This is a genomic window from Sanyastnella coralliicola, from assembly GCF_030845195.1.
GTDB classification, from domain to species: Bacteria; Bacteroidota; Bacteroidia; order Flavobacteriales_D; family Sanyastnellaceae; genus Sanyastnella; species Sanyastnella coralliicola.
In genome coordinates, this window is record NZ_CP132543.1 from 2964442 (window position 1) to 2988279 (window position 23838).

17 protein-coding genes are annotated in these 23838 nt (G+C 47.0%); 14 read left to right on the plus strand and 3 right to left on the minus strand.

Going from position 1 to position 23838, the window contains the following annotated elements; translation table 11 throughout:
• The first annotated feature begins 32 nt into the window (after positions 1 to 32).
• Complete coding sequence (locus RA156_RS12405) at positions 33 to 1004, plus strand: AAA family ATPase (RefSeq protein WP_306640469.1); 972 nt, start codon at positions 33 to 35, stop codon at positions 1002 to 1004.
• Here RA156_RS12405 and RA156_RS12410 read toward each other — a convergent pair.
• On the minus strand, positions 1001 to 1852 hold the full coding sequence (locus RA156_RS12410) for an HTTM domain-containing protein (RefSeq protein WP_306640471.1): 852 nt from the start codon (positions 1850 to 1852) through the stop codon (positions 1001 to 1003). The genes RA156_RS12405 and RA156_RS12410 overlap by 4 nt on opposite strands.
• Complete coding sequence (locus tag RA156_RS12415) at positions 1849 to 2427, minus strand: DUF5819 family protein (RefSeq protein WP_306640473.1); 579 nt, start codon at positions 2425 to 2427, stop codon at positions 1849 to 1851. The genes RA156_RS12410 and RA156_RS12415 overlap by 4 nt, the downstream gene beginning before the upstream one ends.
• A gap of 94 nt (positions 2428 to 2521) precedes the next feature.
• On the opposite strand from RA156_RS12415, the gene fahA reads away from it, so the two are divergent.
• The 6 genes from fahA (at position 2522) to RA156_RS12445 (ending at position 9759) form a co-directional block, all read left to right on the plus strand.
• The gene (gene fahA, locus RA156_RS12420) at positions 2522 to 3793 is read left to right on the plus strand and encodes a fumarylacetoacetase (RefSeq protein WP_306640475.1); all 1272 of its coding nucleotides are present in this window, start codon (positions 2522 to 2524) and stop codon (positions 3791 to 3793) included.
• A gap of 8 nt (positions 3794 to 3801) precedes the next feature.
• Positions 3802 to 6018 (plus strand): RelA/SpoT family protein, encoded by a 2217-nt coding sequence (locus tag RA156_RS12425; protein WP_306640477.1) that lies wholly within the window; start codon positions 3802 to 3804, stop codon positions 6016 to 6018.
• A gap of 77 nt (positions 6019 to 6095) precedes the next feature.
• Positions 6096 to 6539, plus strand: a complete 444-nt coding sequence (locus tag RA156_RS12430; protein ID WP_434064843.1) for a Fur family transcriptional regulator — start codon at positions 6096 to 6098, stop codon at positions 6537 to 6539.
• Complete coding sequence (locus RA156_RS12435; protein WP_306640481.1) at positions 6532 to 6876, plus strand: STAS domain-containing protein; 345 nt, start codon at positions 6532 to 6534, stop codon at positions 6874 to 6876. Before RA156_RS12430 ends, RA156_RS12435 begins: the two co-directional genes overlap by 8 nt.
• Before the next feature lie 4 nt (positions 6877 to 6880).
• Positions 6881 to 8164, plus strand: a complete 1284-nt coding sequence (locus RA156_RS12440) for an adenylosuccinate synthase (protein WP_306640482.1) — start codon at positions 6881 to 6883, stop codon at positions 8162 to 8164.
• Positions 8165 to 8184: 20 nt separating this feature from the next.
• On the plus strand, positions 8185 to 9759 hold the full coding sequence (locus tag RA156_RS12445; RefSeq protein WP_306640483.1) for an OstA-like protein: 1575 nt from the start codon (positions 8185 to 8187) through the stop codon (positions 9757 to 9759).
• Positions 9760 to 9830: 71 nt separating this feature from the next.
• Here RA156_RS12445 and glyA read toward each other — a convergent pair whose 3' ends face one another.
• Positions 9831 to 11120 carry a serine hydroxymethyltransferase gene (gene glyA / locus RA156_RS12450; protein ID WP_306640484.1) on the minus strand — a complete coding sequence of 430 codons (1290 nt, stop codon included), beginning with the start codon at positions 11118 to 11120 and terminating at the stop codon, positions 9831 to 9833.
• Between the two features lie 204 nt (positions 11121 to 11324).
• Here glyA and RA156_RS12455 point away from each other — a divergent pair, with 204 nt between their 5' ends.
• The 7 genes from RA156_RS12455 to RA156_RS12485 all read left to right on the plus strand — a co-directional run bounded on the left by RA156_RS12455 (position 11325) and on the right by RA156_RS12485 (position 23821).
• The gene (locus RA156_RS12455) at positions 11325 to 13418 is read left to right on the plus strand and encodes a thioredoxin domain-containing protein (protein ID WP_306640485.1); all 2094 of its coding nucleotides are present in this window, start codon (positions 11325 to 11327) and stop codon (positions 13416 to 13418) included.
• The gene (locus RA156_RS12460) at positions 13393 to 14256 is read left to right on the plus strand and encodes an RHS repeat domain-containing protein (protein WP_306640486.1); all 864 of its coding nucleotides are present in this window, start codon (positions 13393 to 13395) and stop codon (positions 14254 to 14256) included. Before RA156_RS12455 ends, RA156_RS12460 begins: the two co-directional genes overlap by 26 nt.
• 11 nt (positions 14257 to 14267) lie before the next feature.
• Positions 14268 to 14582, plus strand: a complete 315-nt coding sequence (locus RA156_RS12465; RefSeq protein WP_306640487.1) for a hypothetical protein — start codon at positions 14268 to 14270, stop codon at positions 14580 to 14582.
• A gap of 270 nt (positions 14583 to 14852) precedes the next feature.
• The gene (locus tag RA156_RS12470) at positions 14853 to 18530 is read left to right on the plus strand and encodes a carboxypeptidase-like regulatory domain-containing protein (protein ID WP_306640488.1); all 3678 of its coding nucleotides are present in this window, start codon (positions 14853 to 14855) and stop codon (positions 18528 to 18530) included.
• 10 nt (positions 18531 to 18540) lie between these two features.
• Positions 18541 to 20136: a hypothetical protein gene (locus tag RA156_RS12475; protein ID WP_306640489.1), complete on the plus strand. Its 1596-nt coding sequence runs from the start codon at positions 18541 to 18543 to the stop codon at positions 20134 to 20136.
• A 140-nt stretch (positions 20137 to 20276) separates the two neighbouring features.
• The gene (locus tag RA156_RS12480; protein ID WP_306640490.1) at positions 20277 to 22742 is read left to right on the plus strand and encodes a hypothetical protein; all 2466 of its coding nucleotides are present in this window, start codon (positions 20277 to 20279) and stop codon (positions 22740 to 22742) included.
• 23 nt (positions 22743 to 22765) lie between these two features.
• Entirely contained in the window at positions 22766 to 23821 is a 1056-nt protein-coding gene (locus RA156_RS12485; protein ID WP_306640491.1) for a PorV/PorQ family protein, read from the plus strand.
• Positions 23822 to 23838: the final 17 nt, after the last annotated feature.

The following is a 23838-nucleotide window of genomic DNA, read 5'->3' on the forward strand; positions in this document are numbered from 1 at the left end:
TTATTTTCGTCACTCTTGAACGAAAAGAAGACATGGCTGTACCAAATTATAAGTCTGACGCAGAGGCGCTAGACCACCTAAGAGAAGACTACCACAAATTGACCAAAGAGATCGGCAAAGTGATCGTTGGTCAGGAAGACGTTATCAAGGAAGTCATCATTTCGATCTTCGGTAACGGACACTGTCTACTTGTTGGTGTGCCTGGACTGGCAAAGACACTTTTGGTCAACACCATCTCTGAAGCACTCGGTCTTTCATTCAACCGTATTCAGTTCACACCTGACTTGATGCCATCTGACATCGTCGGTTCTGAGATTTTGGATGAGAACCGTCAGTTCCGTTTCGTCAAAGGACCTTTGTTCTCGAACATCATTCTGGCAGATGAGATTAACCGTACGCCACCTAAAACTCAGGCAGCTTTGCTTGAGGCAATGCAGGAGCGTGCTGTAACAGCTGCCGGACAGCGATACCCACTCCCTTCTCCGTTCTTCGTACTTGCAACGCAAAACCCGATTGAACAAGAAGGAACCTACCCGCTTCCTGAAGCACAGCTTGACCGTTTCATGTTCAACATTTGGGTAGACTACCCAACATATGAGGAAGAGCTTAGCGTCGTGAAGAACACTACAGGTGGCGGTGTTGCCAAAGTAGAGTCAGTGATCGATGCAGAACAGATTCTGTTCTTCCAGAACTTGATTCGAAAGATGCCAGTTGCTGACAACGTTATTGAGTACGCTGTGAAGCTTGTGGGTAAGACACGCCCTGGACGTGACATGGCACCTGACATGGTCAACAACTTCCTGAGCTGGGGTGCTGGTCCTCGTGCATCACAGTACCTCATTATTGGTGCGAAGTGTCATGCTGCATTGAATGGTAAGTACTCTCCAGACATTGAAGATGTTCAGGCGGTAGCGCTTCCAATTCTACGTCATCGTGTAGTTCGTAACTACAAAGCCGAAGCTGAGGGCTACACTGTAGAGCGCATCGTTAAAGAGCTCTTCTAAGCTTTCAATCGAAGTTTCTTCACCACTTTCTCAGCGGTCTCTTCACTCATGAACAGACTGTAACCAACAATCATTGCCAAACCGAATTCTGGCAATCGCATTCCTATGCCTATAAAGGCGTGGAAAAGGATTCCTGCAATGAATAATGGCGTCTTAATTTTCTTGAACCAAACCAAGATCGGGAACACGAGCTGGTAGATGACCCCGAAGTAAGTCAGCGCCGTTAAAACACCCTTCATCGGCTTCATCAATTCTAGCAACCAGGGCCGTGTGAAATGATCCAAGTGTAAGGCATACCATAGCGAAGATCCATTCAACCACGTTTGACCCGTTAGCTTATAGCCTCCAGCAATCGAGTAAACCAGCAGGAACTGCACCCGACAAGCCCAGAATGCGATATTCGAAAAGATCGCATCTAGTGGACCCCCTCCTTTTCTTCCAAAAAACATCAAGAAGAAAGAGAATACATTAAAGAGTAAGAAAGACGAATTGAAGGCTGGAACACAGGCGTAGTACAAAAGCCAAGACAAGAAGAACACTACCATTCGAACGAGTCTTCCGCCAATTCCAACAACCGCCAAAGCAATCGCGATGATGTAGGTATAAAAAGCTGGGATGGCCAAGGCACGCTGATGGTCAAGCAGGTAAGCAAAGTTGATGGTCACACTTTGCTCCGGATGAAAACTCATGATCATCGAATACTCACCCCACATCTGATGACGAATGGGGAAAAAGTACAAGGCGTTGAAAAACATCCAAGCATAGGCTAAGAAGCGGAAGAGGCGCATCACATTCGGATGGCGAATCTCGCTCAGTAGCTCAGTATATCGAATCGCTAGCTCTTTCATTGCTTGAATCGATATACAGGAAATTGAAAGCTGACATCCTCCTTCTTCTCACTCCCGTCAAACGGAGGAGTGCGATGAAGATTTAAACGCAACTGCACTGAATCTGGTCGAGACAAGTAAATCGACTCATGCCTGCGCACTGCATAGTACAAGACACGCTGATATGGCGCGTCGTCTACAATCAGATCAAAATTGACCGTTGAATCAGGATTGTAGGTCAAATTGCTTCGCATGTCATTCGCCAAATACAACTCCATTTTCTGAATGATGTATTCGACGCGCGGGTGAGATGAAATACCTGGCAGGTCTTCTGCGTTGGTCCAGGCATTCCACTTCCCTTCCTCCGGGAAACGGTATTCGAGTGAATACTGCACGGCGGGCACATCAGGTGCAAACAACTTCCAGCCTTGGTGAAAGAACGGCGTCATATACTGGTTCGACACTTCCTTAACGGTGCCCGGGACCTTGAGCTCAGGAATTGAATAAACAAGGGTATTCACGAAATGGAATAAGGCGAATGCCGTTCCGGCGAGTGCCGAAAAAATAAGCCACGGTGAAAGCTTCTTCTTTTCCATTCTGGCGAAAGTTATCAAAGCCTTCCTTTCCTCCTCACTTGAAAGCAAAAAATGTGAGGTTGATTGCTACATTTGCAGTCAAAGCTTACCTGTAATGATCAGTGCAAACGACCCTAAATTGACGTCTTGGGTGAATGTCCCAGACAACAGTGACTTCCCTATTCAGAACCTTCCATTCGGCATCTTCAAAACGCCGCAAATGGACGCCCGAGTAGGTATAGCTATTGGAGAACATGTTCTCGACCTGAAAGCCCTTCATGTGCTTGGTTACCTCGAGAACCTGCCGTTTACACTTGATGATTTGAGCTCGAACACCTTGAACGCGATTATTAATCGCGGGAAAGTGGCTACACGCGAACTTCGAAATCGCGTGAGCAAGTTGCTTACGTCTGATGTTCCTGATTTGCGTGACAAAGAGCATCATGTGAAGCAGGCGTTGATTCCAATGGGAGATTGCGAGATGTTGCTTCCAGTTGAAATTGGTGATTACACTGATTTCTATTCTTCGATTGAACACGCCACTAACGTGGGAAAAATGTTCCGTGACCCAGCGAACGCTTTGCTGCCTAACTGGAAGCACATTCCAGTAGGATACCACGGAAGATCATCTTCAATTGTGGTTTCAGGAACACCTATTCATCGTCCGAAAGGACAAATGCTCCCAGCAGATGCAGAGGCACCTGTGTTCGGACCTTGTAAGCTTCTTGATTTTGAATTGGAAATGGCCTTCATCACTTACCCAGGTAAGCCGATGGGCGATAGCATTGGAACTTCTGAAGCAGAGAATTACATCTTTGGAATGGTGTTGTTCAATGATTGGAGTGCACGTGACATTCAGAAATGGGAATATGTGCCACTCGGACCATTCCTTGGGAAGAACTTTGCTTCGTCTGTTTCAGCTTGGGTTGTGACACTTGATGCTCTCGAGCCATACAAAGTTGCTGGTCCTGTTCAAGACCCACCGGTATTGAGCTACCTTGAATACGATGGTAACCGCAACTACGACATCAACCTCGAAGTTGGTATCCAGCCTGAAGGCAACGACGAAACAGTAATCTGTCGCTCGAACTTCAAATACATGTACTGGAACATGTCGCAGCAATTGGCTCACCATACCGTAAACGGATGTAATATCCGAGGAGGTGACATGATGGCAAGCGGTACTATTTCGGGAAAAGATGAGACGAGCTACGGTTCAATGCTTGAGCTTTCTTGGAAAGGAACAAAGCCATTGAAACTGTCGAACGGAGAAGAACGTAAGTTCATTAATGATAATGATGAAGTCATTATGCGCGGACACGCGACAAATGGCGATATTAGAATTGGATTTGGGGAAGTGAGAAGCAAATTGCTTCCTACCCGCTGAGAACCTTTATGCTCAACATAGATCAGGAAGCTGAGAAGAAAGAGATCCTACGACGATACCGTGGGTTACTAAGAAGTGCCGTGCGCTCGAAGTCTACACAAGACAAACGACGCATTCGCAAGGCCTTCGATATTGCACTAGAAGCGCACAAAGAGATGCGCCGCAAGTCTGGTGAACCATACATCTATCACCCGATTGCCGTAGCACGAATTTGTGCCGAGGAAATAGGACTAGACACCACCTCTATCGTCTGTGCCTTACTTCACGATACGGTTGAAGACACCTACATCACTTTAGAAGACATTGAAACCTTGTTCGGTTCGAAAGAGCGAATGATTATCGATGGTCTGACGAAGATCTCTGGAGTTTTCGATCAAACCTCTTCCATGCAGGCGGAGAACTTCCGCAAGATGTTGTTGACGTTGAGCGACGACATCCGCGTAATCCTGATCAAGATTGCTGACCGTCTTCACAACATGCGCACCTTGGGCCACATGGCGCGAGAAAAGCAGTTGAAGATCGCGAGCGAAACGCTGTTCATGTATGCACCGTTGGCGCACCGTCTTGGCTTGTACAATATCAAGACTGAGCTTGAAGACCTTTCGCTGAAGTACAAAGAACCAGAGCAGTACGAAGAGATTTCATCGAAACTCGAAAAGACGAAAGCGGTTCGTACTCGCTTCATCAATAAATTCACCCTTCCTATTCGCAATGCCCTCGATGAAGCAGGCATTGAATACGAGATCAAGGGAAGAACAAAAAGCATTTTCAGCATCTGGAACAAGATGCAGAAGAAGCGAGTTCGATTTGAAGACATCTACGACGTATTTGCGATTCGAATCATTCTTGAAACAGAGATCGAAGGAGAAAAGGCCCTCGCTTGGAAGGTCTATTCCATGGTTACTGATTTCTACCAGCCAAACCCTGACCGACTACGCGATTGGATCTCCATTCCGAAAGGAAACGGATATGAATCGCTCCATACTACGGTGATGTCGCCAACAGGTAAATGGGTAGAAGTGCAAATCCGTTCTCGTCGTATGGATGATGTTGCAGAGAAGGGATTCGCTGCACACTGGAAGTACAAAGGTGGAACCGAAAACGCGGAGAACAACCTTGACCGTTGGCTCTCGCAGATTCGTGAAGTCTTGGAAAGCGCGCAAGATGATGCCCTGACCTTCATCGATGATTTCAAACTCAATCTATTCAGTGAAGAGATTTACATCTTCACTCCAAATGGAGATTTGAAGACCTTACCTAAGGGATCAACCGCCCTTGACTTTGCCTTCAACATTCACTCTCAGATTGGGTCGCAATGTATAGGCGCCAAGGTGAATCATCGACTCGTTCCGTTGAGCCATGAATTGCGCTCAGGTGATCAGGTGGAAATCATCACTTCTAAAAAGCAGACGCCTAAGGAAGACTGGCTGAACTACGTAGTAACAGCAAGAGCCCGTCAGAAAATCAAGCACGCGCTGAAGGAAGAAAAGCGCAAAGTAGCTGGTGAAGGAAAAGACATGCTTCGTAGAAAGTTCAAGAACCTCGGTGTAGGTTTCTTGAGCATCAACATCACCGCCCTCGAAAAGCACTACAACGTAGACTCAGCAACGGAGCTCTACTACCAGATAGCTAAAGGAAAGATCGACATCAAGAAGCTCAAAGGCTTCGAGGTTGATGGCGGGCGAATCATCTTCAAGAAAGCACCGATCATTCCTCCGAAGCAAGCTGACAATAAGGTCATTGCTCCTATTCCTGGAAAGAAAGACATTCTGTTGATTGGCGATGAGCAACAGCGTATGGATTACACCCTCGCTCGTTGTTGTAACCCAATCCCTGGAGATGACGTGTTTGGATTCGTAACAGTGAACGGTGAGATTAAGGTTCACCGTGTGAATTGCCCGAACGCAACACAGCTCTTGAGTAATTACGCTTATCGTGTGATCAAAGCTCGCTGGGCAAGCAAAGAACTGAACCAATTCGAAGTTACCGTTCAGTTCTCAGGAATCGATGACGTAGGGCTTGTACAGCGAATTACGAACATCATTTCGTCTGACATGCACGTGAACATGAAAGCCATCAGTTTCGAGTCGAACGATGGTATATTCGACGGGCTTGTGCGAGTGCAGGTGCACGATACAGAACACCTGAACACCTTGATCGATAAGTTGCGGAATGTCAATGGAGTACTGACCGTTGACCGTATGGATCCGGGTCAGGCTATCTAATGTGGAGAAAGTCTCGTTTTAGGCTTATTCTTTTCAAACTCATTCACTAATTTTGTCTTTTGGTCTTAAGCGGACTTATGCAAGACATTCAAGAGAATGTTCGGGACATTTTCGCGGCCTACTTGGAAAACAATGGGCACCGAAAAACACCTGAGCGATTCGCGATATTGAGAGAGATCTACGAGTTTGATGGTCATTTTGACATCGAATCGTTGTACGTACACATGAAGAATAAGAATTATCGTGTGTCTCGTGCTACACTCTACAACACCATTGAGTTGCTACTTGCGTGTAATCTAGTTCGCAAGCACCAGTTCGGAAAGAACCTCGCTCAGTTCGAGAAATCACATCAAAACCAACAACACGATCACATCATTTTGACTGACTCGGGTGAGGTAATTGAATTTTGTGATCCGCGTGTGCAACAGATCAAAGCCAAATTAGAAGAGATCTTCGGGATCGATATCATGCATCACTCGCTGAACTTCTACGCTCAGCGCAAAAAGAACAATGATGAGTAAAGACATCGAAGCGTTCGAAAAAGGTGATTGCATGGTGTACCGTGTCACCGGACGATTTGTAGAAGACGAGTCACATCAGGCCCTTCTTCGTCAAGTTGAACATGCTACTGAACGTGATTTCAAGAAATTCTTGGTTGACCTTGAAGGATTGGAGTACGTGAATAGCAGTGGGATCAACCTTCTAGTTAAAATGGTGAAACACCTCAACCAGCACAAAGCGCAATTGGTATTTACCAGTGTGCCTGACAAAGTGAGGGAACTACTAACGATTATCAAATTGAACGCCGTTCTAGACATCCATCCTTCAATGGACGACGGCATCCAATCACTAAACTGACATCATGAAAGTCGATGTACTACTTGGCCTCCAATGGGGAGATGAAGGTAAGGGAAAGATTGTGGACGTTATTACGCCTGATTACGGTGTAATCGCTCGTTTCCAGGGTGGTCCGAATGCAGGACACACATTGGAATTCGAAGGAAGAAAGCACGTATTGCACACCATCCCTTCTGGGATTTTCCACGACAACCAATTGAATGTTGTTGGAAACGGTGTGGTGATTGACCCTGTGATCTTCCGTCGTGAGATTGAAAAGCTCAAAGAGCATAACGTTGATGTCAATAAGCAACTCCTGATCTCTAGAAAAGCACACCTCATCCTTCCAACACACCGTTTGTTGGATGCTGCGAGTGAGCAAGAGAAAGGAAACAAGAAGATCGGTTCTACTCTGAAAGGAATTGGCCCTACATACATGGACAAAACAGGTCGTAACGGCTTGCGCGTTGGTGATGTACTTGGCCCTCAATTCGAAGAGCGCTACGAAAGCCTTCGTGGAAAGCACTTACGTCTGCTTGGCCACTTCGAAGGGTTTGAGTTCGATCTTGATCCGATGGAAAAAGAATGGCTTGACGCGGTTGAGTACATGCGTGACCTCACTTTCATTGATAGTGAGCACTACTTGAACAACCAACTTCGCAAAGGTGAGCGCATCCTCGCTGAAGGAGCTCAGGGATCGTTGTTGGACATCGACTTCGGTTCATACCCATTTGTGACTTCTTCAAATACGATTTCTGCCGGAGCTTGTACCGGACTAGGAATTGCTCCTAACCGTATCGGAGAAGTATTCGGAATTTTCAAAGCATACTGTACACGCGTAGGTAGTGGACCTTTCCCTACTGAACTTCACGATGAAACAGGTGAATTGCTTCGTGCGAAAGGACATGAATTCGGCGCTACAACTGGACGTCCTCGTCGTTGTGGGTGGATTGACCTGCCAGCGTTGAAATACGCGATTATGATTAACGGCGTGACTCGCCTCATCATGATGAAAGCCGACGTTCTTAGCGCATTCGAAGAAGTGAAAGTTTGTACCCACTACGAGTACAATGGAGAAGAGATCGACTACTTGCCTTACAGCATTGACCCTTCTGAGGTGAAGCCTGTATACAAGTCGCTTCCAGGATGGCACCAAGATCTAACAGGTATGCGTAACATCGACGAGCTTCCGAAGGAACTCAACGATTACATTGAATACCTCGAAAAGCAATTAGAAGTGCCGATTACCGTTGTGTCTGTGGGACCTGATCGCGAGCAAACAATTCGCCGCGATAGCGTTCTGGCATAATTTTTCGGTACGTTTTGTCAATGAACAGACTGCTTCTACTCTTTTTGGTACTCGCCCCTCTTTGGGGTACAGCACAGTCTGTTCTCAAAAACAAGAAAGACAAAACGCCTATTGAGATCCTCAATAGCGACCGTGTGTTGTATGACGAGGAGATTGCCAAGGCAGATCGACTCATTGGAAATGTGCGCCTCAAGTACAAAGAGGCCATCATGAAATGCGACAGCGCGTACCGCTACCCTAACGGAGATTTCGAAGCCTTTTCTACTGTTCGCATCAATCAAGGAGATAGCCTTCGTTTGAACGGTGATCGTTTGTACATCACCAATGAAGACAAACAGGCGAAACTGCGTGACCGTATTTCGCTACGCGACAAAGACCTCACCCTCACCACGGAAATTCTTGACTACGACCTTGAGACAGGGGTAGCCAGCTATTTCGGAGGAGGAAAAATTGTGAGCTCAGAGAACCAGAACGTCTTGACCAGTAAACAAGGTTTTTACGATTCTGAAAGTGAGTTTTTCCATTTCCGCGATAGCGTAGTACTGAAGAACAGAGAATACACGGTGCTCTCAGACACCCTGAAGTACAGTGGTCAAGCGGAAACCGCATTCTTCTTTGGCCCTACAGAAATCAAGTCTGACAATAACACCATTTATTGCTCCAGAGGATGGTACAACACCGTTTCAGGTGTTTGTCAATTTACCAACCGTGCCGAGATTTGGTCTAAGAACACTTACCTCGCAGGCGACTCTGTGTATTACGAAGCTGAGCAAGGTTTTGGAGAAGTCTTTGGTGGTGTTGTGATTCAAGACACCACGAGCAACTACCTCATTCAAGGTGAGTACGGATGGCACAATGAAGAAGACGATCGATCACTAGTAACAGATCGGGCTCAGATGATTCAGTTCTTTGATACCGACTCACTCTTTTTGCACGCCGACACCCTCCGTGCCGAACCAGATAGCCTAGGCAAACGACTCATCACCGCCTACGAACACGTAAAGTTCTTCAAGAGCGACCTTCAGGGAAAAGCGGATTCCCTTACGTACGCAGAAGAAGATTCGTTGCTTACCCTCCTAGGGGCTCCGGTTCTTTGGTCTGACGCCAATCAGATCAGTGGTGAGCTCATCGACATCAAGATCTTCTCAGGTAAGATCCAGCAAATGGATATTTACGACGCTGCCTTGATTATCTCTGAAGCGGCCCCAGAAAGCTATAATCAGATCAAAGGGCGCAACTTAACCGGTTACTTCAAAGACAACCAGCTTTCTCGAATTCATGTCAAAGGGAATGGACAAACCATCTATTTCCCGGTTGAAGAAGGTGAAGAGAAAAAGGCCGTCGGGGTGAATAAAGCGGAATGCTCTGATGTGATCATTTATGTTGAGGGAACTGAAATTCAACGTATCGCCCTCATCAACAAACCTTCTGGTGCCATGCACCCTCTTTCAAAAGCAGTTGATGCTGACCTCTTCCTCGAAGGGTTCTTTTGGGATACCATGAATCGTCCGCTAACGCGGGAAGAGATTTTTTCCTGGATAGAGGAAGAGGTAGAATTAGAGGAAGAAGAAGAATTAGAAATAGAAGGAGAATGAGAGGGACGGATCAAATCCGTCCATAGCCCACGACTATCCCTTTAATAGAACCGATCAAATCCGTCCATGCCTTAAACCGCCGCTTCGTGTTCAGCGAATAGCGGAAGTTCGCTCATCTTTTCTTTGACCTCGTTTCCAACTTTCGCAAGAACGTTTTCGTCTTCTGGAGCTGTGATTACACGATCGATCCAATCCGCAACCAATGGCATGTCTGCGGCAACCAGTCCACGAGTTGTTGCGGCTGGCGTTCCGATGCGGATTCCTGAAGTAACGAACGGTGATTGGGTGTCGAACGGAACCATGTTTTTGTTAGCCGTGATGTGTGCATCAACCAATGCCTTTTCTGCAAGCTTTCCAGTGACTCCCTTGTTGCGAAGGTCGATCAACATGCAATGGTTATCAGTACCACCAGAAATCAATTCGAATCCGCGTTCAACCATTGCATTTGCCAAGGCTTGGGCATTTTCGATAACCTGCTTCGTGTAGGTCTTGTATGAAGGACGAAGTGCTTCACCGAAGGCAACTGCCTTCGCAGCAATGACATGCTCTAGTGGTCCACCTTGCATTCCTGGGAATACACCTGAATCAAGGAGTGAAGTAAAGCTTCTCACCTTTCCTTTCATCGTTGTCAACCCCCATGGATTATCGAAGTCTTTCCCTACCATGATCAGACCACCACGTGGACCACGTAGTGTCTTGTGCGTCGTTGTAGTTACAACATGACAGTGAGGCATTGGATTATTCAAGAGTCCTGTAGCGATCAAGCCTGATGGGTGCGAAATATCTGCAAGCAAAATGGCACCAACTTTATCAGCAATCGCACGGAAACGAGCGTAATCCCAATCACGAGAATAAGCTGAAGCACCACAGATAATCATCTTTGGCTTCACCTCGAGGGCTGTCGCCTCCACCTTATCCATGTCGATCACACCTGTCTCCTTCTCTACTCCGTAGAAATGTGGTTGGTACAACTTACCTGAGTAGTTTACCGGCGAACCATGAGTCAAGTGACCACCGTGCGAAAGATCAAACCCGAGAATCACATCTCCTGGCTTGAGGCATGCGAGCATCACTGCTGAATTTGCAGATGCCCCGCTGTGCGGCTGAACATTCGCCCACTCAGCTCCGAACAATTCACACACACGATCAATGGCTAGTTGTTCTGATTGATCTACAATCTCACATCCACCATAGTAACGCTTGCGCGGAAGTCCTTCAGCGTATTTATTCGTCATCACAGAACCCATCGCTTCCATTACTTGGTCGCTTACAAAGTTCTCTGAGGCAATAAGCTCTAGTCCTTCAATTTGACGTGAACGCTCCTGGGCAATCAGGTCAAAAATTTGTTCATCTCTCCACATAGTTATTCGGTTGGGAAGTCGGTATGCATGCAAAATTAGGGCATTCTACCCTACGTTCGGCCATATCTTTTAAACACTGCATCAAATAAGTGTACTTTTTACACTTATAGTATGAGATTCCCATTCCGCGCTAGCGAAACCATTAACACTCTACTCTCGATAACAATCGCCCACAAACCCTGCTTTCTTAAGTACCTTTGTGTCATGATCTTCCGGCAAACGCCCTTTCTTTTCTTGATCGTGATCCTGGCTGCTTGCGCAGGCCAGAAGAATGAAACTCCCATGAAGCATAAGCATACCAATGCGCTGGTCAATGAGACGAGCCCTTACCTTCTGCAACATGCGCACAACCCGGTGGATTGGCATCCTTGGGGCGACGAAGCGTTTGAGAAGGCGAAAGCAGAGAATAAGCTAGTGCTGATTAGCGTGGGTTACAGCGCTTGCCATTGGTGCCATGTCATGGAGCGCGAGACTTTTGAAGACTCACTCGCTGCGGCCTACATGAACGAACACTTCGTCAATATCAAAGTAGATCGCGAAGAGCGTCCTGACGTGGATCAGGTGTACATGAATGCGGTACAGCTCATGACAAATAAAGGCGGATGGCCTTTGAACTGCTTTGCGCTTGCCGATGGTCGTCCGATTTTCGGCGGAACCTACTTCCCGAAGGAAGAATGGATAAAAGTGCTCGAATCACTGGTTGATATTCAACAGAATCAGCCAGAGAAAATGGAAGACTACGCAGCGAAGCTAACGGAAGGTGTTCAGCAAAGCGAATTGATCGAGCGTGCTCCAGCGAATCAAGAATTTGAACAGGATTCTCTAGACACCATTGTAGAGCGATGGAAGCTAGGATGGGATTTGGAAGAAGGTGGACCGAACAGGGCTCCGAAATTCCCGCTTCCTAACAATTACGAATTCTTGCTGCAGTATGGCACATTGACTCAAGATCAGGAAACGCTTGACTTCGTGAAGCTCACCTTAGACAAAATGGCCCAAGGTGGTATCTACGATCAAGTTGGTGGTGGCTTTGCTCGTTACTCAGTAGATGGCATGTGGAAGGTGCCGCACTTTGAGAAGATGCTCTATGACAATGCGCAACTCGTTAGTTTGTACAGCGAAGGTTATCGCGCATTCAAGATCTCGAACTACCGAACTACGGTCTTCCAAACCCTGGATTTCATCGAACGTGAGATGACATCAGATGAAGGCGCTTTCTACAGCGCTCTTGATGCTGATAGTGAAGGCGAAGAAGGTAAATTCTACATCTGGTCACAAGAAGAAGCGCAGGCTTTATTGGGCAATGACTTTGAGTTGGCGCAAGACTATTACCACATCGGTGGACGAGGAAATTGGGAACACGGGAATAGTATTCTGCTTCGCAGGAATCATCCTGAAGAATATGCAGCGCAAAAAGGCATGACCATCGAAGAACTTCAATCTGCCCTTGACCGCATTGAAAGTGCCCTGATGTCGGCGCGTGAAGATCGTATTCGTCCGGGTCTCGATGACAAAATTTTGACCTCCTGGAATGCGATGATGGTCAAAGGGTATGTTGATGCCTACCGTGCATTTGGTAATCCTGATCATCTCGCTAGCGCGGAACGCGCTATGCGCTTCATTTTAGCCAAGTGTAGAAAGGAAGATGGTGGATTGTGGCACAGCTACAAAGACGGGAACGCCAAAATCAATGGGTATCTGGAGGATTATTGTTTCACTCTGGAAGCATTGGTTGCCCTTTATCAAGGAAGTTTTGATGAGCAATGGTTGAACGAAGCCAAGGCCTTGGCGGATTATACCATTGCCCATTTCCACGATGAGTCAAGCGGTATGTTCTGGTTCACGAGTGATCTTGATCCAGCGCTGATCGCGCGGAAACAGGAAACCTCAGATAACGTCATCCCAGCGAGTAATTCGTCGATGGCTAAAGCGCTGTGGCAGTTAGGCACCTACTACGATCAAGCTGAATACAAGGAGCACGCTGATCAAATGCTACGCAACATTATGAATGAGTGGAGTTATGGTCAGAGCTACAGCAACTGGGGTAGTTTGATGCTTTGGCACACCTTCAATTATAAAGAGGTAGCCATTACTGGAGAAGAAGCCAATGGAAGCTTACGTTCTGAGCTAGACCAAAACTACCTACCCAACGTTCTATTGATGGGAGGTACCTCAGGAGACCTTCCACTGCTTGAAGGAAAATTTATTGATACGCCAACGATCTTCGTTTGCGAAAACAAGGCGTGTAAGCTCCCTGTGAATAATGTTGCCGATGCACTGGATCAAATTCGTCAGTAGTCTTCTTTTCCTATTCATTAGCATGCACTCGCACGGTCAACAGATCGACCTTGGCGATGGTGACGTTGATTTTCTGAAGCTTCCCTTCAATCAGCGTTTTATTTCGCGCAATGACATTAAGACCATCATGGTCGATGAGCAAATGAAGCGCTCGAATCAAGCCATCAAGGATACAGGGAAACGCACTGTGTACGAGTTTAGCACTGAAGGAGATTGCACCGCGAGATCAACCTATCGTTCATTAAGAGGACGACTCGACACCATTGTAGAATCTTTCGGCTTAGACCATGAAAAGCTTGACATGCTTACCTATCGCCGTGAAGACCAACGCGGTGTGTATACTGAGACCTTTGAAATCCGAGGTGACACTACAGAAGTTTGTCGCTATCGCGGAAAAGAGGGCGAAGAGCGCAGGAGCTTCTTGAGCTGTGAATCCTTGGTACATAAGAAACTCCCAAAGGAAGATCGCATCACCACCTTAAACGAGCAAGGACTCCCCTATCAAGAACGCATTGATTATTACGACGACAATGGATACCTCGAGCAGCGTACGGTAAAGATGCTGGTCACTCGTCAAGAGCGCAAAACACAATATGCTTACGATGAGAAAGGGAGATTATCCATTCGTTCTCGTGAAGTCAACGATGTTCAAGAACAGTGGAGTTACTCCTATGATGAATCAGGATTGCTTTGGCGAGTTGTTTATCGCGAAGACAACCAATTGATCTGGAGAAAAGAAATCTTACATGATGAAGGCGGCTTCATTACTGCCATTATCACCAAAGACGAAGCAACGGAAGATATCGTTATTGAACGATTTTCATACGAAATACACTAGGTTTACGTTCCATGAAAGTGTCACGTCTCATTATCATATTTCTTCTAGGCCTTGCCTCGTTCATCAGCATTGATGCACAAGCGCAACGCGATCGTAGTCAGAACCCTAAGCAACAAGCGAAGCAGCAACAAGAGCTTCGACAAGCCCGGGAGAAGAAGATCAATAATGAGATGAAAGAACGCGAAGAGCGTCATGTCAAGATCCAAGACAAGAAGACACGGAAGCGCATGAAGAAGAATCGCAAGCGATCTGAACGCTTAGCGAAGCGCGGAAACAGCGAACCTTTTTTTCGCAGAATATTTAGAAAGCGTCATTTCAAACGCTAGGCATTCCAATTCTTAGAGAAGTTTTTAGGCTTAGAATTGAGTTTTTTCATCAATTCTGTGGCGAAAGCATTGCACCGGAACCCAAGGTCTTAGCTATCTTTAGCCCGGTGTTAGATGTGAATATCTGATTCGTCCATCAGACAAAAGGCCGTCAAAACAGGGGTTTTAGCACTGCTCCCAACCGACTGGTTTAGCGCTTTGATAACGGAAGGGATAATTTCTATATTTACGCCCGTTTGTTGAGAAATAGTGTAATCAAAGCCAATCTGTATGTCGCGTAAGATCTACTTACTGTTCTTGCTGGCTCTTTTAGTTTCGACAGGAGCCATGGCTCAAGTATCTGCCGGAACCCTGAAAGGGAAAGTGACCGATGCTGAGACAGGAGAACCCCTTCCATTCGTAAACGTGGTGGTGTTCCTTAATGGAAACCAGATCACGGGTACTAACACCGATTTCGACGGTGAGTACACCATTAAACCAATTGATGCAGGTACCTACGAGGTACTCTTCTCTTATGTTGGATACAACACAAAGAAGATCACTGGTGTAAAAGTGGTGTCGAACAAGATTCAATTTGCTAACGCACAACTTGCCAGCGGTGTTGCCCTGGAAGAAGTAGAAGTTGTGGAGTACACCGTTCCACTTATCGATCGAGATGGTGGTGCATCGGGTGGTACTGTTACACGTGACGACATCGACAAGATGCCTGGTCGTGATGCTGTATCCCTTGCAACTACAGTTGCCGGTGTAAGTACTGCCGGTACCGGAGGTGGTGTATCGATCCGTGGTTCTCGTCCTGACGGAACATGGATTTACATCGATGGTATTAAAGTACGTGGGTCATCATCGCTACCTAAGTCTGCGATCCAGGAAGTTTCGGTACTAACCGGAGGTATCCCTGCGAACATCGGAGATGCTACAGGTGGGGTCATGAACATTTCGCTTCGTAACTCTTCTGCCAAGTGGTTTGGAGGATTTGAGGTGATTACTTCAGGATTCAAGAGCGGTGAGACTGCAGTAGGACTTGACCGCTACGGTTACAACCTCGTTGAGGGTGTAATTTCTGGTCCACTACTCTTCGCGAAAGATGAAGAAGGAAATAAGGAGCGTCCACTTCTCGGACTTTTCCTCTCAGGTAACTACACAAGCATCCTTGATCCACGTCCTGCTTACGGAGGTGTGGTGCGCATGACAGAAGATGCACGTGCTCAGATCCTGAACAACCCACTTCGTCAGAACCTTTCATCTTCAGGTGAGGTGAACGGTGCGTTGTACAATGCTGACTTCCTTACTGCAGACGACTTCGAAACAGTTGATACGCGACTCAACGTTGGAAGCCGTTCTGCAAACCTTGTAGCGAAAGTTGACGTGAACACATCACAGACGATGACTCTGACTTTCGGAGGTACAGCAGCTTACAACCGCAATGCTGAATTCAGCCGCGCACGAAGCCTAATGAACCACGAGAATAACGTAGACGTAACCAACTTTGACTGGCGTGTTTACGGTAAGTTCTCTCAGCGTTTCGTGAACGAAGAAGAAGACGAAGGCACTGCGAGCAACCTAAAGAACATCTTCTACACAGTGATGGTTGACTACTCTCGTTCGTTCGACCGTCGTCAAGACGAGAACCACGAGGATAATTTCTTCCGTTACGGACACGTAGGACAGTTCGAGGTATTCGATCGTAATGCTTACCAGTTCCAGGGAGATCGTTACGTGCACGTTGGATGGGAGGATACATTGGTAACCTTCGCTCCTTCACAGTACAACCCTGAACTAGCAGCCATCAACAACCAGTACTTTGGACTATTTGATGATGAGCCATACAATGAATTTGATCCAGGACCATACTCAAGCCTACTTGAGGTACAGAACGGTAACGCCCTTCTAAACGGTCAGGTAGCACCAGCGACTTACGGTCTATGGAGCTACTACGGAACACAGGCGAATGAGTACTTCATTCAGGATAACAGCCAGTTCCGTGTAACTGCTGCAGGTTCTGCCGATATCGGTGACCACGCGGTACAGATCGGATTCGAATACGAGCAGCGTAGTGATGCCTTCTACTCACTTTCACCAGTGGGACTATGGACACTAGCTCGTCTTTACACAAACAGCCACATCCAAGAGATCGACCAGAGTGACTCTACAGTGACAAACATCGGTACTGACTTCTACGTGACTTACGATCGTTTGATCGGTGACGGACAGTTCCAGTTTGATCGCAACCTTCGTATTGCACTCGGTCTTGATCCAAACGGAAACGACTTTGTAAACGTTGATGCACTTGACCCAGAAACATTCTCAATCGACATGTTCGGTGCGGATGACCTTCTAAACCAGGGTAACAACGTTGTTCTTTACTCAGGATACGACCACCACGGTAACAAGCTAAACGGACGTCCAACAATTGAAGACTTCTTCAACGAGACGAACGACCAAGGCTTCCGTACGCGTCCGATCGGAGCTTACGAGCCGATCTACATCGCTGGTTACGTGATGGACAAGTTTACATTCGACGATATCATCTTCAACGTTGGTCTACGTGTTGACCGTTTCGATGCGAACCAGCCAGTACTTAAAGATCCTTACGTGATCGGACAAGCATTCACTGTTGGTGATATCCGTACAGACTTGATCAACGACCTAGAAGAAGGAATCGAGATCCCAACGAACATTGCTGATGATTACGTAGTGTACGTTGATGACCTTGACAACCCAACAACTATCGTAGGTTACCGTGATGGTGATACATGGTTCAACGCTCAGGGATCTGAGATTACTGACCCAGACGCGATCGCTTCTACAAACGGTTTCCCTGCACCATGGTTGATTAACGGTCCTGACGAAGATTTGAACTCTGGAGCATTCAAGGATTACGAGCCACAGGTGAACATCATGCCTCGTATCGCATTCTCATTCAACATTTCGGATGAGGCGGTATTCTTCGCTCACTACGATATCTTGACTCAGCGTCCTACTTCTTCGAACCGATTCAGCCCGATCGATTACCTCTTCATCGAGGCGCGTAACGCTTTGATCTCAAACCCAGATCTACGTCCTACGAAAACGATCGATTACGAGCTTGGTTTCCAGCAGGTACTTTCACGTACTTCTTCATTGAAGATCTCAGCGTTCTACCGCGAGCTTCGTGATATGATCCAGGTACGTCAGTTCGCTGGTGCTTACCCTCGTCCTTACCGTGCATTCGGTAACCTTGACTTCGGTACGACAAAAGGATTGACTATTGCATACGACCTTCGTCGTACGGGTAACGTTCGTTTGAACACATCTTACACGCTTCAGTTCGCTGACGGTACGGGTTCAACAACCACTACTGCCCTAGCATTGATCAACGCTGGTCTTCCAAACCTTCGTACAATCGCACCGTTCAACTACGATCAACGTCACCGTATCGTAGCTAACCTTGACTACCGTTACGGTGGTGGTAAGGATTACAACGGTCCTGTATGGTTCGGTAAGCAGGTATTCGCTAACACGGGTATCAACTTCATCGCGAACCTAGGTTCTGGAACTCCATACACTGCATCTACAATTGCAGTTCCGATTACTGGTGAGGTATCACCATCTACAGAAGGTTCTATCAACGGTAGCCGCCTACCATGGCAGTTTAACCTTGATGTAAACATCGATAAGAACTTCACATTGACATTCGGTGGTGAAGGAGACAAAGCGAAGACGGCGAACTTGAACGTCTACCTATGGATTCTGAACGCACTGAACACACAGAACATTAACTCTGTGTACCGATTCACAGGAGTTCACGATGACGATGGTTACTTGGCAGCTGCTCAGTACCAGCCACAGATCAACTCTCAAAATGATCCTGCGTCATTTAGAAACTATTACAACATGTTCGTGAACAACCCATTCAACTTGGGTCTACCACGTCAAATTCGTCTAGGTGTTAAACTAGACTTCTAAAAAACGAACTATGAACATCTCAAGATATATGTCCATGAAGGCCATGAAGAATGTGATCGCGTTCGTAATAGCAGCCCTGCTTGTTGTGCCAATGTCAGCATACAAGTACGAAGGGACGCTTGTCGAAGCGAATGGAAATGAGAATGGGAATGTTGGCACTCAGCAGACACGTGCAGCAGCATGTGCTCCAGCGACAGCACTCCGAGATCTAGAGTGGAACAACGTTCGTGCCCTCATCGAAACAGGTGGTTCGATGTGGCAGGATCGCTCAACGAGCCGTGCCTCGTACGAGATTCCAAAAGATGGTGGTGTATCATCGCTATATGCAGGTGCCCTATGGATGGGTGGTATCTCTCCTGACCAGCAGCTTAAGTTGGCTGCGGTAACGTTCCGTGCAGACGGTAACGACTTCTGGACTGGTCCACTTACTACAGATGGAGCTGCTGAAATCGACGAAGCGGTTTGTGAAGAATGGGATAAGTTCTTCGTAACTGTACGTGCAGATTCCCAGCGTCACCGCCAGTACTTTGACGCATTGGCGAACGGTACTGTTGAAACAGAATTCCCTGATGGATACGTGATTCCTCAGTACTTCTACGAGTACGAAGGAAACGGTAACGTAGCACTAGGACAGGATTACTTCCTCGCTCCTTTCTTCGATTACGACGGAAACACTATTTACGATCCTAACGCAGGTGACTACCCATGGTACGATTTCCTACAGGAGATTGACTGTGCTGAGCGTCGTCGTACTGACCCAGTTCCATTGTTTGGTGACCAGACTTACTTCTGGATCTTCAACGATAAGGGTAACGTACACTCTGAGTCACAAGGTGAGCCGATTGGTATGGAGATTCGTGCGCAAGCGTTCGCTTTCTCTACTAACGATGAGATCAACAACATGACGTTCTACAACTACGTCATGATTAACCAAGGAACACAGACCCTTGGAGATACATACTTCGGAACTTGGATCGATGCCGATTTGGGTACTGCGGTAGATGATTACGTTGGATGTGACGTTCAGCGTGGACTAGGTTACTGCTACAACGGGGATGCGGTAGATGAGCCTTCTACAAGCTCACCTGGATACGGTGAAAACCCACCAGCAGTTGGTGTTGACTTCTTCGAGGGTCCTTACCAGGATGAAGATGGAATCGACAACCCATTGACTACAGACTTCCAAGATGCAGTTGACTCACTTGGTATTCCTTACCGTGGTATCGGTATCGGATACGGTGATAACGTAATTGACAATGAGCGTTTCGGTATGCGTCGTTTCGTATACTACAACAACTCAGGTAACCCTATTAACGGTGAGCCTACAATCCCTACGCACTACTACAACTACATGAACGGTATCTGGAAGAACGGTCAGAAGATGTTGTACGGTGGTGACGGTGTTGCTACAGGAGTAACAGACGTAGAAGCTGACTACATGTTCCCAGGTGAAACAGATCCTGAGAACTGGGGAACTGGTGGTACATCAGTTGAGCCATGGACAGAGCAGACAGCAGGTAACCCACCAGCTGACCGCGTTTCATCCAGGCTGCAGGTCCTTTCACCCTTCAACCGGGAGATTACAACAACATTACCGTTGGTGTAGTTTGGGCACGTGCAACTAGTGGTGATCCATTCGAGTCAGTTCGTCTTCTTCGCGAGGCAGATGATAAGGCACAGGCACTTTTCGATAACTGTTTCGAAATCGTTTCTGGTCCTGCTGCTCCAGACGTAACTATCCAGGAAATGGATCAGGAGTTGATCCTTTACTTGACGAATGAGAACAGTACTTCAAACAACTTCAACGAAGAGTACCTAGGATTCGACCCAGGTATTCCAGAAGAATTGGCTGACGGTACTTCACTTGATACATTGGATCGTTCATACACGTTCCAAGGTTACCAGGTTTACCAGCTATCTGACAACACAGTATCAGCTGCTGACCTTGATGATATCGATAAAGCTCGCTTAATCGCGACAGTTGACGTTCAGGATACTGTAGACGTAGTAGTGAACTACACGTTGGATCAAGATATGGGACTACCAGTTCCAACAGCTGAAGCCATTGGTGAGAACGAAGGTATCCGTCACAGTTTCCACGTGACTACGGATGCATTCGCTCAGGGTAACAACGCGCTTGTTAACCACCGCACTTACTACTTCATGGTAATTGCATACGGTTACAACAACTACCGTGCATACAACCCGATCACAGGTACAGGACAGGATGAGCAGTACAAAGGATCTCGTACAGCCGCTAACGGTTCTGCGATCCGCGTATTCACTGGTATCCCTCACGCACCATCTCCTGAAGCAGGAGGTACAGTTGCAAATGCAGCTTACGGTGACGGAGTTGAGTTGACACGTTGGGAAGGAAAAGGAAACAACACCTTAGACCTTACACTAACGCCAAAAACAGAAGAAGAAATCGTATTCAACACGTTCGTAAACGGTGCTACTTACATGGCAGGTCAAGGACCTGTTGAAGTGAAGATCGCCGATCCATTGAATGTACCAAACGCTGACTTCGAACTTGCACTTGCGCCAGACGACGCAGTACTTGATTCAGACTCTGCATTCTGGGTGTTGACGAACTTGACAATGTTGAACGACATCGACCCATCTAACGATGAAGCTGCCGTTTACACTTCTAAGAAAGCTATCACTGTATTGAACGAAGACCTAATCTTGGATTGGGGTCTGTCGATCACTTGGAGCCAGTACGAATACCAATTGAACGGTGGATTCACTGAACTTCTTGCTGGTGACATCCAGTTCGAGAACTCAGCTGAACCATGGCTACTCGGTATTCCTGATCAAGAAGGATTCAGCGAATTGAACTGGATCCGTGCAGGAACGCAAAACACCGAGAACGACGATGTAGAAGAAGAGGTAATCTTCGACGACTTGAAGCCTGGTGACCCACTTGATGAAGAAGAGGTTTACGAAGGTGTTGTTGGAGGAACTTGGGCACCGTATGCACTATGTGCATACACTGGTGAAGTAACGCCTGTTGGAGCTACTGAGTCAATCTTGATTCCAGCTGTTGCACCAACAGTTGACGGTCTAGAAGGTGACTTGAGCCCATTCTCTAACATCAGCGGTCTAAACAACGTTGACGTTGTATTGACTAGCGACAGATCGAAGTGGACTCGTGCCGCAGTTCTCGAGATGCAGCCAATTGAAGACTTGATGCAAGATGAGCGTGACCAAATCGCAGGTAGCTTCGACGATCCTGAGAAGATGCGTCTACGTCGTCACCCATCGGTTGACAAATTCGGTCGCACAGTAGCTGAAGGTGCTAGCGCAAGCGAAGCAACAATGGATGGAGCACAGCCAATCGGTATGGGATGGTTCCCAGGATACGCGATTGACGTAGGAACTGGTGAGCGTTTGAACATCGCTTTCGGTGAGGACTCTTGGTTCTCTGCTGATAACGGTAACGACATGATCTGGAACCCATCTTCACGTTTGACTTCAAACTTGGGTAACACAGTTTACGCAGGTGGTCAGCACTGGATCTACGTATTTAAGAATGCTCAATACGAAGAAAACACTGATAACCGTATGCCAGCGTATGATGAAGGAAACTACATCTACACTAACCTGGAAAGCGATTACTCAAGCACTAACCAACGTCGTGTATTCCGTGCATGTACTTGGGTAGGTTCTTCACTACTGAACCCAGACTTCGAATTGGCTTCAATGGAAGATGGATTGATTCCAAGTGAAGTTCGTGTTCGCCTGCGTGTTGCTAAGCCATACGAGAAGTACTCAGCAACTCAGCGTGATACTGAAGTATTTGACAACGCAGACAACTTCTGGAACCCATACTACACATTCTCTACTAGCAACGTAGCGACTGTGACAAACAGCATGGCGACGCTAGAAGATGCATTAGACATTATCAATGTTGTTCCTAACCCTTACTACGCGTTCTCGCAGTACGAGACAAGTAAGCTTGACAACCGTGTGAAAGTCACTAACCTACCTGAGGTATGTACAGTGTCTATCTACAACCTTCAAGGAACACTGATCCGTCAGTTTGATAAAGCAGATCCACTCACGTCTCTAGATTGGGACTTGAAGAACCAAGCTAACGTACCAATCGCTGGTGGGGTTTACATCATCCACGTTGATGTACCTGGAGTAGGCGAGAAAGTATTGAAGTGGTTCGGAGTACTTCGTCCAACTGACCTTGATAACTTCTAAACCAACCTAAAGAACCGATAGTCATGAAGATTTCTAAATATATCATCAGCCTTTCGACCCTGGCAGCAGTATTGTTGCTTCTTCCAGGTTCGATGTCAGCGGGTAACCCTGATCGCGCAGGTTCTGCGGGGGCAAGTCAACTACTGATCAACCCTTGGGCACGAAGCACAGGTATGGCGAATGCCAGCATGGCTTCAATCCGTGGTGTGGAAGCGACATTCCTTAACGTTGCCGGATTGGCATTCGTTGAGCGTACAGAGCTCATCTTTGCGAACCAGCAATACCTTGTTGGTACCGACATCACCATGAACAGCCTTGGTTTTGGTCAAAAAGTTGGTGAGAACAGTGTAATTGCACTTACAGTAATGTCAATGTCTTTTGGAGAGATTGACGTAACAACAGAAGACCTTCCAGAAGGTGGAATTGGTACTTTCCGTCCGAACATGTCGAACATTGGTATCTCGTATGCCAAGGCATTCTCGAACAGTATCTACGGAGGTATCACTGCACGTATCGTTTCTGAGTCAATCTCTAATGCTCGCGCTCAAGGGATTGCTTTCGATGCAGGTATTCGCTACATCACAGGTGACAACGACCAACTTCGTTTTGGTATTGCACTTCGTAACGTAGGACCACCGATGCGTTTCTCTGGTGATGGTCTTACTGCTACTGCAACGATCCCATCAACGGGTAACCAGATCACTGTTTCACAGCGTTCTGAGAAGTACGAGCTTCCTTCAATGGTGAACATTGGGGTTTCTTACGACTTCCTTTTCAGTGAAACAATGAAGCTGACTACAGACGGACAGTTCACTTCGAACTCGTTCACCCGTGACCAATTCGGATTCGGTGCAGCGTTCTCATGGAACGAGCGCGTGATCATCCGTGGAGGTTACCTATGGGAAAGCGAATTGACAAATGAAGAAGAGCGCCAAACGGCAATCACTGGTCCTGGTGGAGGTTTGACACTTCAGATCCCAGCTGGTCCTAATGGTACCGTTATCGGTGTAGATTACAGCTACCGTACTACGAACCCATTCAATGGTACGCACGCTATCGGACTCCACGTGACGCTCTGATATAAAGATTTTCTATA

Coding starts and splice junctions, on each gene's coding strand:
- RA156_RS12455 (WP_306640485.1), top strand. CDS start 11,325: ATGATCTTCCGGCAAACGCCCTTTCTTTTCTTGATCGTGATCCTGGCT.
- RA156_RS12460 (WP_306640486.1), top strand. CDS start 13,393: ATGCACTGGATCAAATTCGTCAGTAGTCTTCTTTTCCTATTCATTAGC.
- glyA (WP_306640484.1), bottom strand. CDS start 11,120: ATGTGGAGAGATGAACAAATTTTTGACCTGATTGCCCAGGAGCGTTCA.
- RA156_RS12425 (WP_306640477.1), top strand. CDS start 3,802: ATGCTCAACATAGATCAGGAAGCTGAGAAGAAAGAGATCCTACGACGA.
- RA156_RS12465 (WP_306640487.1), top strand. CDS start 14,268: ATGAAAGTGTCACGTCTCATTATCATATTTCTTCTAGGCCTTGCCTCG.
- RA156_RS12405 (WP_306640469.1), top strand. CDS start 33: ATGGCTGTACCAAATTATAAGTCTGACGCAGAGGCGCTAGACCACCTA.
- RA156_RS12470 (WP_306640488.1), top strand. CDS start 14,853: ATGTCGCGTAAGATCTACTTACTGTTCTTGCTGGCTCTTTTAGTTTCG.
- RA156_RS12445 (WP_306640483.1), top strand. CDS start 8,185: ATGAACAGACTGCTTCTACTCTTTTTGGTACTCGCCCCTCTTTGGGGT.
- RA156_RS12410 (WP_306640471.1), bottom strand. CDS start 1,852: ATGAAAGAGCTAGCGATTCGATATACTGAGCTACTGAGCGAGATTCGC.
- RA156_RS12475 (WP_306640489.1), top strand. CDS start 18,541: ATGAACATCTCAAGATATATGTCCATGAAGGCCATGAAGAATGTGATC.
- RA156_RS12415 (WP_306640473.1), bottom strand. CDS start 2,427: ATGGAAAAGAAGAAGCTTTCACCGTGGCTTATTTTTTCGGCACTCGCC.
- RA156_RS12485 (WP_306640491.1), top strand. CDS start 22,766: ATGAAGATTTCTAAATATATCATCAGCCTTTCGACCCTGGCAGCAGTA.
- RA156_RS12480 (WP_306640490.1), top strand. CDS start 20,277: ATGGATCAGGAGTTGATCCTTTACTTGACGAATGAGAACAGTACTTCA.
- RA156_RS12435 (WP_306640481.1), top strand. CDS start 6,532: ATGAGTAAAGACATCGAAGCGTTCGAAAAAGGTGATTGCATGGTGTAC.
- RA156_RS12430 (WP_434064843.1), top strand. CDS start 6,096: ATGCAAGACATTCAAGAGAATGTTCGGGACATTTTCGCGGCCTACTTG.
- fahA (WP_306640475.1), top strand. CDS start 2,522: ATGATCAGTGCAAACGACCCTAAATTGACGTCTTGGGTGAATGTCCCA.
- RA156_RS12440 (WP_306640482.1), top strand. CDS start 6,881: ATGAAAGTCGATGTACTACTTGGCCTCCAATGGGGAGATGAAGGTAAG.